Annotated in this window: 17 protein-coding genes; all 17 read right to left on the reverse strand. The window is 29.0% G+C overall.

Annotated features, from left to right (window positions below; translation table 11 throughout):
• Nucleotides 1-7: 7 nt before the first annotated feature.
• The 17 genes from ACYUE0_RS06280 to fliI all read right to left on the reverse strand — a co-directional run bounded on the left by ACYUE0_RS06280 (nucleotide 8) and on the right by fliI (nucleotide 15,736).
• Nucleotides 8-877: a MinD/ParA family protein gene (locus ACYUE0_RS06280; protein WP_460269896.1), complete on the reverse strand. Its 870-nt coding sequence runs from the start codon at nucleotides 875-877 to the stop codon at nucleotides 8-10.
• Nucleotides 871-2,007, reverse strand: a complete 1,137-nt coding sequence (gene flhF / locus ACYUE0_RS06285; protein WP_199868860.1) for a flagellar biosynthesis protein FlhF — start codon at nucleotides 2,005-2,007, stop codon at nucleotides 871-873. Before flhF ends, ACYUE0_RS06280 begins: the two co-directional genes overlap by 7 nt.
• Nucleotides 2,007-4,070 carry a flagellar biosynthesis protein FlhA gene (gene flhA / locus ACYUE0_RS06290; protein WP_460269897.1) on the reverse strand — a complete coding sequence of 688 codons (2,064 nt, stop codon included), beginning with the start codon at nucleotides 4,068-4,070 and terminating at the stop codon, nucleotides 2,007-2,009. The genes flhF and flhA overlap by 1 nt, the downstream gene beginning before the upstream one ends.
• Before the next feature lie 131 nt (nucleotides 4,071-4,201).
• Nucleotides 4,202-6,043 (reverse strand): fused FliR family export protein/FlhB family type III secretion system protein, encoded by a 1,842-nt coding sequence (locus ACYUE0_RS06295; RefSeq protein WP_460269898.1) that lies wholly within the window; start codon nucleotides 6,041-6,043, stop codon nucleotides 4,202-4,204.
• An 18-nt stretch (nucleotides 6,044-6,061) separates the two neighbouring features.
• The gene (gene fliQ / locus ACYUE0_RS06300; protein ID WP_010292382.1) at nucleotides 6,062-6,325 is read right to left on the reverse strand and encodes a flagellar biosynthesis protein FliQ; all 264 of its coding nucleotides are present in this window, start codon (nucleotides 6,323-6,325) and stop codon (nucleotides 6,062-6,064) included.
• 11 nt (nucleotides 6,326-6,336) lie between these two features.
• Complete coding sequence (fliP, locus tag ACYUE0_RS06305) at nucleotides 6,337-7,149, reverse strand: flagellar type III secretion system pore protein FliP (RefSeq protein ID WP_061994890.1); 813 nt, start codon at nucleotides 7,147-7,149, stop codon at nucleotides 6,337-6,339.
• A 37-nt stretch (nucleotides 7,150-7,186) separates the two neighbouring features.
• Nucleotides 7,187-7,534, reverse strand: coding sequence for a flagellar biosynthetic protein FliO (locus ACYUE0_RS06310; protein WP_460269899.1), 348 nt, complete (start codon nucleotides 7,532-7,534; stop codon nucleotides 7,187-7,189).
• 9 nt (nucleotides 7,535-7,543) lie between these two features.
• Complete coding sequence (locus tag ACYUE0_RS06315) at nucleotides 7,544-8,050, reverse strand: flagellar basal body-associated FliL family protein (RefSeq protein ID WP_199868856.1); 507 nt, start codon at nucleotides 8,048-8,050, stop codon at nucleotides 7,544-7,546.
• Between the two features lie 4 nt (nucleotides 8,051-8,054).
• On the reverse strand, nucleotides 8,055-8,783 hold the full coding sequence (locus ACYUE0_RS06320) for a flagellar motor protein MotB (protein ID WP_199868854.1): 729 nt from the start codon (nucleotides 8,781-8,783) through the stop codon (nucleotides 8,055-8,057).
• The gene (locus ACYUE0_RS06325; RefSeq protein ID WP_460269900.1) at nucleotides 8,776-9,579 is read right to left on the reverse strand and encodes a motility protein A; all 804 of its coding nucleotides are present in this window, start codon (nucleotides 9,577-9,579) and stop codon (nucleotides 8,776-8,778) included. The genes ACYUE0_RS06320 and ACYUE0_RS06325 overlap by 8 nt, the downstream gene beginning before the upstream one ends.
• Nucleotides 9,580-9,591: 12 nt before the next feature.
• Nucleotides 9,592-9,783, reverse strand: a complete 192-nt coding sequence (locus tag ACYUE0_RS06330; RefSeq protein ID WP_061994895.1) for a flagellar FlbD family protein — start codon at nucleotides 9,781-9,783, stop codon at nucleotides 9,592-9,594.
• A gap of 492 nt (nucleotides 9,784-10,275) precedes the next feature.
• A complete protein-coding gene (locus ACYUE0_RS06335; RefSeq protein ID WP_460269901.1) occupies nucleotides 10,276-11,286 on the reverse strand; it encodes a flagellar hook-basal body complex protein in 1,011 nt (336 codons plus the stop codon).
• Between the two features lie 92 nt (nucleotides 11,287-11,378).
• Nucleotides 11,379-11,774 (reverse strand): TIGR02530 family flagellar biosynthesis protein, encoded by a 396-nt coding sequence (locus tag ACYUE0_RS06340; RefSeq protein WP_061994897.1) that lies wholly within the window; start codon nucleotides 11,772-11,774, stop codon nucleotides 11,379-11,381.
• Between the two features lie 26 nt (nucleotides 11,775-11,800).
• Nucleotides 11,801-12,592 (reverse strand): flagellar hook capping FlgD N-terminal domain-containing protein, encoded by a 792-nt coding sequence (locus ACYUE0_RS06345; protein ID WP_460269902.1) that lies wholly within the window; start codon nucleotides 12,590-12,592, stop codon nucleotides 11,801-11,803.
• 42 nt (nucleotides 12,593-12,634) lie between these two features.
• Entirely contained in the window at nucleotides 12,635-13,885 is a 1,251-nt protein-coding gene (locus ACYUE0_RS06350) for a flagellar hook-length control protein FliK (protein WP_460269903.1), read from the reverse strand.
• Between the two features lie 5 nt (nucleotides 13,886-13,890).
• Complete coding sequence (fliJ, locus tag ACYUE0_RS06355) at nucleotides 13,891-14,328, reverse strand: flagellar export protein FliJ (RefSeq protein ID WP_061994900.1); 438 nt, start codon at nucleotides 14,326-14,328, stop codon at nucleotides 13,891-13,893.
• A 94-nt stretch (nucleotides 14,329-14,422) separates the two neighbouring features.
• On the reverse strand, nucleotides 14,423-15,736 hold the full coding sequence (fliI, locus tag ACYUE0_RS06360) for a flagellar protein export ATPase FliI (RefSeq protein WP_061994901.1): 1,314 nt from the start codon (nucleotides 15,734-15,736) through the stop codon (nucleotides 14,423-14,425).
• Nucleotides 15,737-15,746 lie beyond the last annotated feature (10 nt).

Genomic DNA, 15,746 nt, shown 5'->3' on the forward strand with positions numbered 1-15,746 from the left:
TTTCCCCCTATGATATAATATTAAAAATTTTTTTAAAGAATTTTTGGATACCTGAATTGTTTTCTCTAATAAGAAGTCCTTCCATTTTCCTTGCTATATTCTCTATGTCTTTACTAACATATGAATTAGGATATCCTATATATACTGGTTTTTGCATTCTTACAGATTTTAACAGTTTGCTATCTTCATAAACTTTACCTAAAAAGTTTAGTTTTATATCTAAAAATTTTTCTGCTGCGCCCTGTAGTTTTAAAAATGTATTTTCACCTTCTATACTATCTAATACCCTATTTACAATAATATTGCCATTATCTTTAATGTTAAAATGTCTTACTGCTTTTATAAGGCTATAAGCATCTGTTAAAGATGTTGGCTCTGGTGTAGTTACCACTATAAAATCATCACTACAGGATATAAAAGATAAAACACTTTTATTAATCCCAGCACCTGTATCCATTAATATATAATCATATCCTCTTAACCCTTCTAAATTTTTCAAAAACTTTTGTCGTTGTATATCTGTTAAATCATCCATTCTTCCAAGACCTGATCCTCCAGATATCAAATTTACTCCCAATGGACCTTCTACTATAATTTCAGTAATATCCTTTTCATTGAATATAATATCAAATATGTTATACTTTGGAAAGCACCCCATTAAAATATCATCATTTCCCATACCTATATCTGCATCAAATATTAAAACTTTTTTACCCATTTTTTGTAGACATATAGCTAAATTTACCACTATGTTACTTTTTCCAACTCCACCTTTACCTGATGTAACTGTTATTATTTTTGTTGATAGATTTTTATCATTTTTTATTTTAATACTCTCATTTGCTAATTCTCTAAGTTTAGATGCTTGATCTAACATATGCTATTCTCTCCCATTATTAAACTTAAAAGCTCCTCCTTACTTGGAAATTTTATATCTTCTGGAACATTTTGACCTGTAGTTATAAAACTTAAAGGTACATTAACTTCTTTTAATATATTTAATATAGACCCATAAGTTGATGTTTCGTCTAATTTTGTTATTACTACTCTATTAACACCTAAATTTTTATAGGAATCACCTATTACTTTTATATCTGTATTTTTCACACTAGAACTTAAAACTAAATTAATATTTTTAGAATTTGATTTTTCCACATAAGCTCTTAGTTCAGATAATTGCATTGTATTTTTGCTGCTCCTTCCAGTAGTATCAATTAATATAACATCACAATTTTCCATAGACTTTATTGCACTTTCCATATCTTTCAAATTAAATACTACATTAAAGGGAATGTTCATTATTTCTGCATATGTTTTTAATTGCTCAACGGCACCTATTCTATAAGTGTCTATTGTTATTAGACCTACACTTTTCTTTTCTAAAAGAGCTAATTTACCTGCTAACTTTGCTATTGTTGTTGTTTTTCCAACACCAGTAGGTCCTACAAATACCATAATTTTATCTAAATAGTTTTCTTCTAATATTATTTCCTCTTTTATTAACTCTTTTATTTTATTTAGTTTTTCTTTCTCATCAATGTTTTTTACCTTTAGCAACAAGTTTTCTATTATTTCCTTTGATATATCTTGTTTTTCTAAGTATTCTTCTGTTTTATCTGTAAAACTCTCTTCTTTATTCAAAACTAAAGTATTTATCATATTTTTTATCTGTTCCATCTCACTTAATAATTCACTATTATCTGCCTTATCATTAGTTTCATATTTTTCTTTAGTATTGGCTCTTTCTGCCAGTGCTTCTAATAAATCATTCTGTATATCATCTGATACATTTAAGTTTTTTTTACTTATATCCTCTTTAATATATTTTTTATTATCCTGCGATTCTACTGCAGCAGTTATTTCTACTATTTTCTTAGAAAACAATCCATTAAGTCCAGGCTTTCTCATTTTTTTTTGACTAATTATCACTGCATCTTTGCCAAGTTCTTGCCTTATCTTTCCTAAAGCCTCATTTACATTGTTTGCTGTATATTTTTTTATTATCATTACAATGAAACAACTCCTTCTGCTTTTATTTCTACATCATTAGGGATTTCATTTAAAGACAATACCATAATTTGAGGAAACACCATCTCTATAAGTTTTCTAAGTGCTGGTCTTATTTTAGGAGAAACTAACATTACTGGTATATTATTATTGAAATACGTACTATCTAACACTAATTTAATTGCACCAAAGATTTTTGTTGTAATGTCTGGATTTAATGCTGGGAAAGAACCTTGTGGTGACTTTTGAATACTATTAGCTATAATGTTTTCCAACTCTGAATCTACTGTTGCCACAGTTATAGACTTTCTTTCATCAACAAGTTCACTACATATACTTCTTGAAAGTGCAAATCTTACATATTCAGTTAGTATCTCTATATCTTGAGTATTTCTAGCATTGTCAGCTAATGACTCTAATATAGTTACCATATCCTTTACTGATACTCTTTCTTTTAAAAGGTTTTGAAGGATTTTTTGCACCTCACCTATAGTCATTAAATCTGGTATTAACTCTTCTACTACTGTAGAATATTTTTCTTTAACCGAATCTAAAATCATTTTTGTTTCTTGTCGTCCTAAAAGTTCATGACAATGAGCTTTTATAGTTTCTGTTAAATGAGTTATCATAACTGTTGTCGGATCTACAACTGTTAGTCCCTTAATTTCTGCATCTTCTCGTTGGTCTTTGTTAATCCATACTGCTGGTATTCCAAAGGTAGGTTCTATAGTGTTTATTCCAGCCATATCTATACTTTCACTAGTTGGATCCATACATAAAAACATATTAGGCATAATCTCTGCCTTTTCTATAACTGTTCCTCTTATTTTTATTACATACTCATTGCTTTTTAATCTTAGATTATCTCTTATTCTTATAGGTTGTACAACTATTCCCATCTCTATAGCACACTGCCTTCTTACAGAAGATATCCTTTGAACTAAATCTCCACCAGCGGCATCATCTGCTAAAGGAATTAATCCATAACCTATTTCTATTTCTAAAGGTTCAACAGAAATTAAATTCATAACATTTTCTGGTTCCTTTTTTTCTGTTTCTATTATTTCTTGTTCTTCCATTTCAATTTCTTTTATAGTCTTTTCTTTTTCATCTTTAAATAAAAGATATGAACTATACGCTGTACCTGCTGCTAATAAAAGAAATACTATAGCTGGCATTCCTGGTATTAATGCTAAAATAAAAAGTACTACTGATGCCATTCCTATAACCATTGGGAATGCTGTGATTTGTCCACTTAATTGCTTACCAAAGTTTTCATCACTACCGGAACGAGTTACTAGTATACCTGATGAAGTTGAAATTAATAGTGCTGGTATTTGAGATACTAGACCATCTCCAACAGTTAATATTACATATTTACTTGCTGCCTCTGATGCAGTAAGTCCGTTCATCAATACACCTATTATTATTCCTGCAACAATATTTATTATTGTTATTATAATACCTGCTATTGCATCACCTTTTACGAACTTAGATGCACCATCCATAGCTCCGTAAAAATCAGCTTCTTTTTGAAGATTTGATCTTCTTACTCTTGCTTCTTCCTCTGATATCATGCCTGCATTTAAATCGGCATCTATACTCATTTGCTTACCTGGCATAGCATCCAGAGTAAATCTTGCTGATACTTCTGATACCCTACCTGCACCATTTGTAATAACAACAAATTGAATAATTACTATTATTAAAAACATTATGATACCTACAAAATAGTTTCCTCTAACAACAAATTGTCCAAAGGTCTCAATAATATTTCCTGCATATCCCTCACCTAATATAAGCCTTGTTGAGGACATATTCAGTGCTAATCTAAACAATGTTGTTACCAATAACAATGTTGGAAATACTGAAAGCTGTAATATACTAGTAGTAAACATTGTAATTAGTATAATAATAACAGATAAAGTAATATTTATTGCTAAAAGCATATCAAGTATTGGTGGTGGTAATGGAATTATAATCATAAGAACAATTCCTATAACACCAAAAGCTATAATAATATCTATATTCTTTTTTAAATCAAAATTCTTTAAAGCCTCCATGCCATCATCCTCTACCTCAATCTAAACATTATGAAACTCTCTTAATGTTTAATATAATTTTAATAATCTATAGGGTTATAAATTAACTTTTAAATTTACGCACTTATCAAATGAGAAAATTTAATATCTTTTTACTTTTTCATTTTATAAACAACAGCTAAAATTTCTGCTACTGCTTGATACATGTTATATGGAATTTCCAATCCTAAATCTACTTCTTTATATATAAGTCGTGCTAAAGGTTTATTCTCAATAATTGGGATATCATTGTTTTTTGCAATTTCTTTTATTTTTATTGCTATATTATCTGCTCCTTTGCCTATGACCTTAGGAGCAACTCCACTATTCTCCTCATATTTTAATGCTATTGCTATATGAGTTGGATTAGTTATTACCACTGTAGCATCCGGTATATCTTGCATCATTCTTCGCATAGCCATTTCTCTTTGCTTTTGCCTTCTTTTCCCCTTAACAATAGGATCTCCTTCTTGTTGTTTGAATTCTTCTTTTACTTCTTGCTTTGTCATTCTTAAATCTTTTTTAAACTTATATTTTTGATACCCATAATCTGCTATTCCAATTACAATCATTACTAAACTTACTTTTTTCAAAATATCTACTATAAGGTCCCCTAATGCATAAGTCATTGCTACAAATCTTAAATTAGTAAAATTTAATATACGATAATAATTTGACTCTATAAACTTATATCCAACATATCCGATAATAATTATGATAATTATGTTTTTTAATAAATCTATAATAGCTTTTATTGAAAACATATTCTTTAATCCCTTTATAGGATTTATTTTTTCAAATTTTGGCTTTAGCGGTTCTTTAGTAAACATTTTACCTACTTGAGCAATGTTTGCAATTACTCCCATAACCATTATTGGTAATGCTACTGGCAAGAATATAATAAACATCTTTATAATTACAATTTTCACAATTTCACTTACATTGTTTAAAGTAAGCTCCATATTGGTATACTGAGAAAAAAACATTATAAGTATTTCTTTAAGTCCATTTAAGACTCCCTCAAGAAAAAACATAGCTACTGCGGTAACCCCTAAAAGTCCTATGGCAGAAGTAAACTCTTTACTCTTTGCTACTTGGCCCTTTTTTCTTGCATCACTTTTCTTTTTAGGAGTTGCATCTTCTGTCTTTTCTCCACCTTCACTGGCAAAAAACACTAATACACATGGTAATACATCTAATAGTCCTTTAATAGCCTGAGACATCTGATCTAAATTATTAATTATCATTTTCATTAATACCGGTACTGATAAGGATACTGTAAGTAATCCAAGCATTATTTTTATAGGAATACCTAGCATCATTATATTTAACTGTGGCATTACCCTTGCAACCAAGCCTAAAGTGAAATCTGTAATTATTATTATAAAAATTATAGGTACTGCCATTTTAAATCCTATATAAAAAAACTCTATAATAACATGTACCATATATGTAAAAATCTCTGGTTTAAAACTTAATGTTCCAATTCCTACTAAGTTAAAACTTTCTGCCAATGAAGCTATAACTAAATGATGTCCATCTATTAATATAAATACAATCATGCATAGCATATAAAAAAATCTTCCTAATATTGTCGCTGTCTCATTTGACAATGGGTCAAACACTGCTGACATAGAAAAGGAAACTTGAAAATCTAAAAATTGACCTGCCATTTGTACAATCTGAAAAACTATAGTAGTTATAAACCCTAACAATAATCCAATTGATATCTCTTTACAGATTAGAACTATAAAATACAAATTATTGTTAACTTCAGGTGCTGTTTTTCCGATTATAGGGACCATTATAAATGTTAGTAATAAAGATAAAACTACCTTATATCTTTGTGGAACACCACTTGGAAAAAATAATGGCACATAAAATATAAAAGATGTTAACCTTGTAAATACTAGTATAAATATTAAAAGTTCTTGTAAATTCACTGATTCTATCAAAATTTATCCCACCTAAGGCTATATATTAGAAATTACCGAAAAAATATATTTAGTAAAAGATATCATAGTATTTCCCATAAATCCTGCTGTTAATAATCCAACCAATGCAACTGCAACTATCTTAGGTACAAAGGTTAAAGTTTGCTCTTGTATTTGAGTAGTAGCTTGAAAAATACTTATCACAAGTCCTACAACTGTTGCTGTAATAAGCATAGGTCCTGCTAAAATAAGCGAGGTTTTTATAAGCTCCCTCATAAGTGCTATAACCAAATTTTCTGACATATAATCACTCCTTACTTAAAGCTCATAATCAATGATTGACTTATTAAATTCCAACCATCTACCAGTACAAATAATAACAATTTAAACGGTAATGATATCATTACTGGTGATAACATAAACATTCCCATTGCCATAAGTACACTGGAAGTAACTATATCAATTACTAAAAATGGAATAAATAATAAGAATCCTATTTCAAATGCCGTTCTTAATTCACTTATCATAAATGCTGGCATTATAGCATAAAGAGGAACATCGTCATATATTGGAACTTCTACGTTATCTTTTCCTTTTTCATATTTTACTGTGTCTTCAAGATTACCTACTTCTAAAAATAATTTTAAATCCTTTGTTCTTGTTTGCCTTAGCATAAAATCTCGCATTGGATTTATCGCATTAGTATATGCCACTTCAGTGGTAATTTTATTCTCCATATAAGGTTTTATTGAATTGTTATTAATATCTGTAATTGTAGGCGCCATAACAAAAAACGTAAGAAAAAGTGAAAGCCCTATTATAACCTGTCTTGGGACAGACTGCTGAATCCCTATAGCATTTTTTAATATAGATAATACAGTAACAATTCTTACAAAACCTGTTGTCATCATTATTATAGATGGTAATAATGTAAGTACTGTTAATGCTAATAGTATCTTTATATTCTCTACAAAATCAGTAGGATTTTCTCCACCTTTAAAATCAACACTTATATTAGGAATTGGTATTGTATTATTAGGTGCAGCACTTACTACCTTATATCCTATAAAGGAAATTATTAACGCCAACATAATTGTGGTAACATATTTCTTTTGTCTATTTTTCATATAAATTCCTCTTTTATATTTTAATTTTCTTAGAATATTATTTTTTGTGTTTTCGTCTATTTTTCCATATATCACTATATTTTTTTATACTTTCTTCATAATTGTTACTTTTCTCTTCTAGAATTTTTATCTCATCGCCATCTAATTCTCTTAGAATTCTTATTTCATTGTTAGTTGAACTTACTACACATACTTTTTCACCAATTTTAACTATTAAAATTGAACCCTCTTTAGATAAAGAGAGTTTTTCTATAACTTTCATATATTTTCCTGGAGGAGTTACATAAATTTTACTAGTAACTCTTCCAAGCAAATATATAAGAATTAGTATACATGGTAAAAATATTATAAGTTGTAGAAAGCTTTTTATAATTTCACTTTCCATAATAGACCTCTATTGAACTAATATTTCTGAAAAATAAACATTGTATAATTGTCCTGTACTTAATAATTCATTAATTCTTGTAATTAATTCATCCTTTAACTGTTCTTCTCCTTCTGGAGATAAATCAGCAGTTTTTTTAGTTCTTAAAGTATTTGTTATTGAATCTCTAATTGCAGATTTCTTTTTTTCTATTTCTGGTAGTAAATCCTTGTTTTTCTCATCATATCCTAATGAAATTTTTATCTTCAAATATCTTGGTTTTCCTTCATCTGCCAAATTTACTAAGAATTCATCTAAATCATAATATCCTTCATTTTTTAGTGAATTATTACTAATTACTTGTTGCTCATTTCCACTTACAGGAACATCATCCTTTGTACCGAAAAAATATCCTGCAAACATACATCCACCAGCTAATATTAAAAATAAAAGTATAATTAAAACAACTTTTAATACATTGCTCTTCTTGTTTTCACTACCTTCAATATTTTCTTTTTTGTTTTTTTCTTTAGCCATAATTCTACTCCTTTTTATTTGTAACAATAATTATATTTACCCTTCTGTTTTGAGCTCTATGCTCATCACTATCATTAGGTACTATAGGACTATATTCACCACAAGATACTGCCATAAACCTTTCTGGATTTTTATTGCCTTTTTCATTTATAAAATATTGCATTACGCTTATAGATCTTGCTGAAGATAAATGCCAATTGCTAGGATATATATCACTGTTTATAGGTACATTATCCGTATGTCCCTCTATAATTATTTTATTATTTATGTTAGATATTATTGTGTTAATTTTTGATAATATTTCCTTACTTTCAGGTAAAAGATCTGCCTTTCCAGAATTAAAAAGAACTGTCTCTTTCATTTGAATGTTTATACCTTTTTCATCTTCATAAACATTTACATCTGATTTTAAATCATTTTCCATTATAATTTCCATAACCTGTTCATATACATTATCTTGCATATGTTGACTGCTGTTTTTTTCACCTTCTGTCATTTCAGGTTGTCCAACAATTGGAACTTCTCCACTAGATGTATTGAAATCTAACACATTTTGTGATGAACTACCAGTAAACATAAGTTGGAAAGAATTAGACAATTGCATAAACTTTTCTTCATTTACTGTTGACATAGAATATAGTAGAACAAAGAATGTTAAAAGCAGTGTCATAGTATCTGCAAAAGTTCCAAGCCATTCATCAGTCCTCATATCCTTTTTGCTTTTTCTAGCCATTCTCTACCTCACCACCTGATTCAACTTTAAATGTTTCTTTTTCTACCGGTGATAAGTATGCTAATAATTTATCTTCCACAATTCTTGGGTTTGCACCAGATTGTATTGCAATAACTCCTTCAACTATCATTTCCATATTCGCAACTTCTAAAGCTGTTTTATTATCTAACTTTGCTGCTATAGGTAGTGCAATTAAATTTGCAATTAATGAACCATAAAATGTAGTTATAAGTGCTGCACCCATACCTTTTGTTAAAGCATCAGCATCAGTCATGTCTGATAGCATTTGTATAAGCCCTATAAGAGTACCACACATACCAAAAGCCGGAGCATATGCTCCCCATGATTTCAGCATTGCTGAGCCTTGGGAATGTCTAGTTTCTAATTGTTCAATTTCTAATGCCATTATTTCTTTTATCGCTTCTGGCTCTATTCCATCGACTACCATGCTTAATGCTTTTTTTGTAAATGGATTTTCTATAGATGAGATATCATCTTCTAAGGATAATAATCCTTCTCTTCTTGCTTTTCTTGACATCTCTGTAAAATTCAATACTATATCTGTTTTAGAACTAGCATCTTCTTTAAATGCTTTTGCTATAACTTTTCCAAGTCTTTTAATATCTTTCATTTCATAAGATATTAATACTGCACCTATAGATCCACCTCCAGTTATAGCAATAGACGCTACATCTATATATATCTTGGCATTACCTCCTGCATCCATTATTCCATAAATAACTAGCACCCATGCTACGATAAGGCCAATAATTGTTAGCATATCGTTCTTTTTCATATTTATGTCCTCCTAAAAGTTTCCTGAAAATATTTTTCTTTTAAATTCAATTATTTTTTTTATTACTTCATCACGATTTTCTTTTACTAAATAAACCTTACCATTACTTAAGGTAATAACTGTGTCTGGAACTGATTCTATTTTTTCAATATGATCACAATTTATAATAACTTTTTTCTCATTTAAAGTTGTAACTTCAACCATACCTCTCACCCTTTTCAATTTCAAATTTATATAAACACAAAATAAAGGAATTATCATCTAATAGATAGTTTGTCCACTTTTAGAAGATGTTAAATTTGTATCAGCTGATAACAAGATATTGGTAAATAAATTTTAACTTTAAGTTATTCCTCTTATAGGGTTCCAAGTTAACTTTTAAAATTATCCATTTCAAAACTTGAATACCTAAAATAGTGAGACATGCTCCGAATCACTTAGAATTCAACTCTACATTTTGTATAAAATATTTTAAGAGTGTTGAATAAATTTAAATTGGAGCTTGTTTTCCTATATTTGTGTTACATTCAAACCTAAATTTATTAAACTTTTTATATTATTTATAAGTATTATGTATAACAATATTTATATTTTTATATCCAACCTGCAAACTAATTTACAGGTTGGACAATGTATTAAAACTTTTAAATGCTTTTTAATTTTCTCTTAAATTTAAATTCTTATTAATTAAATTTTTTATCTTTTTAAATTAACTAACTCTTGAAGTATTTCATCACCAGTTGTTATAACCTTACTACAAGCTTGGAAAGAACGGCTGGCAACTATCATCTCTGTAAACTCTACAGCTAAATCTACGTTAGACATTTCAAGCATACCATTTATTATACTTCCATAAGCTGCTGCTGCTTTTTCATTTTCTGATCCCTTTCCTGGTCTATAGGCTGGCTTTCCTGAATTTACACCTGGAACATACATATTTTGACCTACCCCTTCAAGTCCGCCATCATTTACAAATGATGCCATAGCAACTTGACCTATTACAGCTGAAGTTCCATCTTCTAAAGAAACTTTTAAAATTCCATCTTTTTCTATAGTAAAACCTGTAACTTTAATCTTTTCTCCCTTACCATTTGTTACATTTTCAGGAATTACCAAAGGCTTTAAGTCTCCTTTCAAAGTACCTTCAGCTCTTTCCATTTCCCCTTCACCTAAGTCAGTAACTGTAACTTCTATTTTTTTAGACGTATCATTATAAGCAACAGTAGCTCCACCAGTATCTGGATAGTACCCCATAACTCTATACCCATTAGGTGTTACTAAATTTCCTAAGCTATCTCTTTTAAATTCTCCATCTCTTGTATAAAAAGGTTCTATAGTACCTTCAGCATCGCCAGTACCAGTAATATTTACACTACCAGTTACAGGCCCTTTTCCAACTATAAAATATCCACTTCCATCAATTGCATTATCTAGTGGTCTTCCTGTTGGGTTTAAGCTTCCCTGTCCTGTATTTACTTCTATACTTTGAAGATTAACGCCCATACCTATTTGCTTTGGGTTACTTCCTCCTAATGCTAAAACTGGTCCAGAACCTTTTCCTATAGTTTCACGCATTGTATCTTGAAAAGTAACTCTTGATGATTTAAATGATGTTGTTCCTGAGTTTGCTATATTATTACCTATAACGTCTAACTTTTTTTGTTGTGCATTCATTCCTGATATGCCTGAATACATGGATTTTATCATCTTTACTTCCTCCTTTAATTTCATCTCAAATCTATCGTTCATTGAGATAGAAGGCTTCCTAAAAAGGTCCAGCCTTTATTTAATATTTTTTACTATAATAGAACTACAGAATCTACATTAGTTACTACATTAATTTCATCTTTATTTTTTTCCATAGCAGTTATTATTGTTCTATTTTTTATACTTGCTATTAAGGCCATATCTTTATAAAGAATCAATGCTTCCCTACTTCCCTTTTCACTTGCTTTATTTATTCCTTCGTTGATTTTATCTAAAAGTTCACCACTAAGTTCTATATTTCTTTCTTTAAGTCTTTTTGCAGAGTGGTTTGATAAAGTAAATCCCTGGTTTTTGGCTTTTTCTGATTTAAATATATCATCAAAGCTTTTGCTTTCCTTAGCTTCATTTTTAGTAATATTTTTTTTATCCTGTAAATTACTAAAATCACCTATGGGATACAAAACTCCATTTATAATTCTATAACCCATTATAAAACCTCTAATCTTTTATAATTTTATTGTTGTTTTTTTATATTCATAATGTAATCAAATGGATAATCTTTAATCTCTGGTTTTCCATTCTCATCATATTTTAAGTTGCCATCTTCATCTTTAAGATGTACTTTTACTTTTATGCCTTCTTCATCTCTAAATATTTCTGTTACTGTACCATAAGGTCTCTTTTTCTCTGGTTTTTCAATTGGCTTTTCTTCTTCATCGCCTTCTTCATTACCTTCCTCAGGATCTTTTCCATCTACATCTTTATCCCAAAGTTCAATATCTTTACCTATTAAATTTGCTCCATTTATGAAGTTGATATAATCTAAAGTTGGATCATCTATTTCAGCTACTTCTAACACATCATTATAATCAAAGCTTTTAATCTCTCCATCAGCAGTTACAACTGTTATATATACATTGGATCCATTTTTATAAACAGATTGAACCACACCAACCTCTTGCTCACCCTTAGTATTAGCCGCATTTAATGCTACAAACTTTCCTACCAATCCTTGAGCACCAGAAAGTCTCATAGTAGTATTCAAATTAGCCATTTGTTCCAAGCTTGAAAATTGAGCCATTTGAGTTACATATTGAGTATTATCCTGTGGTTGAGTTGGATCTTGGTTTGCAAGTTCAGCAGCTAATATTTGTAAAAACATATTTTTATTCATATCATCGCCAGGTTTAACAACATTAGTTCCTCTTTCAGTTTTGCTAGCTGTAGCTGACGCTTTACTATCTTTCTTTAACTGATCCATTTGGAAACTAGAATTACCAGTTTTAGGTAAACTTACATTTGGCACTTTTAAAACCTCCTTTTCTTTTATAGTAAAATAATTCAAAACTTACACTAATACATTTAACATATCATCATTAGAATCTTTATCTTCACTTTCACTATTTAAATTTGATTCATCTATATTTTCTGTACCGTTAATATTATTATTTTTTTCTTTATTATTCTCATTAGATTGATTTTCTTTATAACTACCATCATTAAAATATGTTGTATCTTCGTTATAAACTGATACTTCAACATTTTGAATTTTTATTGTATCATTTGTAAGCTTGTCCATAATTTCTTTTACATTTGCGTTAAGTAATGCAACAGTTTCTTTATTAACAGCTTTTAATTGAGCTTTCATCATATCCCCTTCCATAGTAAGATTTATTACAATCTCACCTAAATGCTTAGGATTGACTTTCACAACTAGATCTTGAATATTATTAAGATTCATATACTTTATAGATTTAATAATATCCTCATTAAAAGAAGTTTTATTAATTAAGAAATTATCTTTTGGTATGTCTTCTACTGGATTATTACTTATTTTGCTTAAAAGATTATTAAACTTATTTAAAGGCAATTCTTGTTTTTCACCACTTATTTTTTCTAGTAATTTATCCTCTTTAATTAACTCACTTTTTAAAAGATTTTTACTACTATCATTGTTATTTTTATTGCTATTTTCCTTAGTATTGTCCTTTAAACTGTCTTTAGAATTCTCTTTGATATCTACTACTAATTTAGGCATTTCTTTATTTTCTGCATTGTTTACTTCTTTTTTAAATGAATTTATAGCTTCTTTCAATGATTTTTCAATTAGTTCCTTTATACTGCTATCGTTTATGTTTTCATCCATATTTAACTGTGATAATAGCTTTGTTAAGGATTCATCTAAAGAATTTTTATTTAAAATTTCACTAAAATCACAATTATCATTGATAAATTTACAAATTAAATCTTTTAACTGTTTATTACTTATATTTTCAACTTGTATTTCATCTGGATATACCTTAGCTAGTAAATTTACTATTTGTTTTCTTAACTCTTCTAAAGAATTTTCATCTAAATTTTCTATACATTCTTCAACTTTTTCTTCTAATTTTTCTTCAACCTTCTCGCTTTTCACTTCATTACTTCCAGATACTTTTTCATTATTAGATATCTTCTTTTCATCTGTATTAGTCTTACCTTTATCTAAAAGTTTTTGAAATGTATTAGAGTTTTCTTTATCTTTTGATACACTTTTTTCTTTTTGTGGTAAATTTTCCATTGCATCTTTTCTAATAGTATTTAAAAAATTTATTTCCATATTTTTCACCTCCTTTCAGCAACTTTCCTTATGTGACCATATAAAGCAAATTCATCTGCTTGCTTTTGCTCTTTCATTGATTCTTCATCTTTAAAACGTTTATAATCCTTTTCTTTTAAGATTTCTACGGTTTTTCTTTCCACTTGAGCCTGTACTAACTCTTTTCTTTTATTTTCTGTAGCTACCTTTCTATTTTTCAATTCCTTTTCTTCAGTTTCTATAGCCATATTTAATGTATTTAAATATTTAAGGACCACTTTTCTTTCTATAGTACTTAAATTTAAAGGAACATTTTTATACTGATTATAATCGGTTTTAAATTCCTTTATTTTCTTTTCAACTAAGTTTTGAGAAGTCACAGCTTGTACAAATTCTCTTTTTTTACCCTCTTCTTTTTCTTCTCTTATATCTAATAGCTTTTGAAGTTTAAATTTGTATGACATAGGTTCCCCCTTATATAAAATCAATTCTTAACCAAAACAAGTTTAAAATTTTATCATTTGATAAATATAATAAGTTTAAAAATTATTTTGAACTCTATAACTGACTAAATGTATTCTCAAGGAAAGACACATTTTCATCAAAATTTGATTCTTCTTTTATCCCTTGTCTTAAAAAATTTATAAGAACATCATTATATTTTATAGCCATATCTATTTTAGGATTACTACCTTCTACATATGCACCTAAATTAATTAAATCTTCGGCATCTTTATAAGTAGCTAATAAATCCCTAGCTTTAGATGAAGCATTTTTATGATTTTTACTACATATTTCTGGCATAAGTCTACTAACACTGTTTAATATATCTATAGCTGGGTAGTGATTTTTAGCTGCTAATGCCCTAGATAAAACAATGTGTCCATCTAATATACCTCTAACAGCATCTGCAATAGGTTCATTAAAGTCATCACCATCTACTAATACTGTGTAGAAAGCTGTTATTGAACCTTTATCAGACATCCCACTACGTTCTAATAATTTAGGCAGCATAGCAAACACTGATGGTGTATATCCTTTAGTAGCTGGTGGTTCACCTATAGCTAGTCCGACTTCTCTTTGTGCCATTGCAAAACGTGTTACTGAATCCATCATTAAAATTACTTTTTTTCCTTTATCTCTAAAATATTCTGCAATTGCTGTAGCTGTAAAGGCCCCTTTTAATCTTACAAGGGCAGGTTGGTCAGAAGTAGCACATACTACTACTGACTTTTTTAACCCTTCTGGTCCTAAATCTTTTTCTATAAAATCAAGAACCTCTCTTCCCCTTTCACCTATAAGACAAATAACATTTATTTCCGCCTGTGCTTCTCTAGCAATCATACCTAAAGTTGTACTTTTACCAACACCACTACCAGCAAAAATTCCTATCCTTTGACCTTCACCACAGGTTAAGAATCCGTCAATGGCTCTAACACCTGTTGGAATAACTTCTTTTATTCTTCGTCTTTTTAAAGGGTCCGGTGGCATAGCTTCTAAGGAATAATTAGTAAAAGTTGAAATTTCATACTCATTTAATGGATTTCCAAGTCCATTTAATACCTTTCCAAGTAATTCATCACTACATTTAACACTTAATGGTTTTCCTGTAGGAAGAACTCTACACCCTGGAGCAATACCCTTTAATTCACCTAAAGGCATTAGTATTACATTATCCCCTCTAAATCCAGTTACTTCACTTTCAACAGCTTCATTTAACTGATTATAAACTTTACAGACTTCTCCTACAAAAGCCCTTATACCTTTTACTTCTATAGTTAAACCTATAACATTTACTACTATTCCTTCTTTGTAATAATAATCAGCATTCTTAATTTTATCTTCTAGCTTGTTAAAATTTAAAGTTAACATTTAATATCAC

The sequence above is a fragment of the Clostridium sp. CTA-19 genome (genome assembly GCF_054767855.1).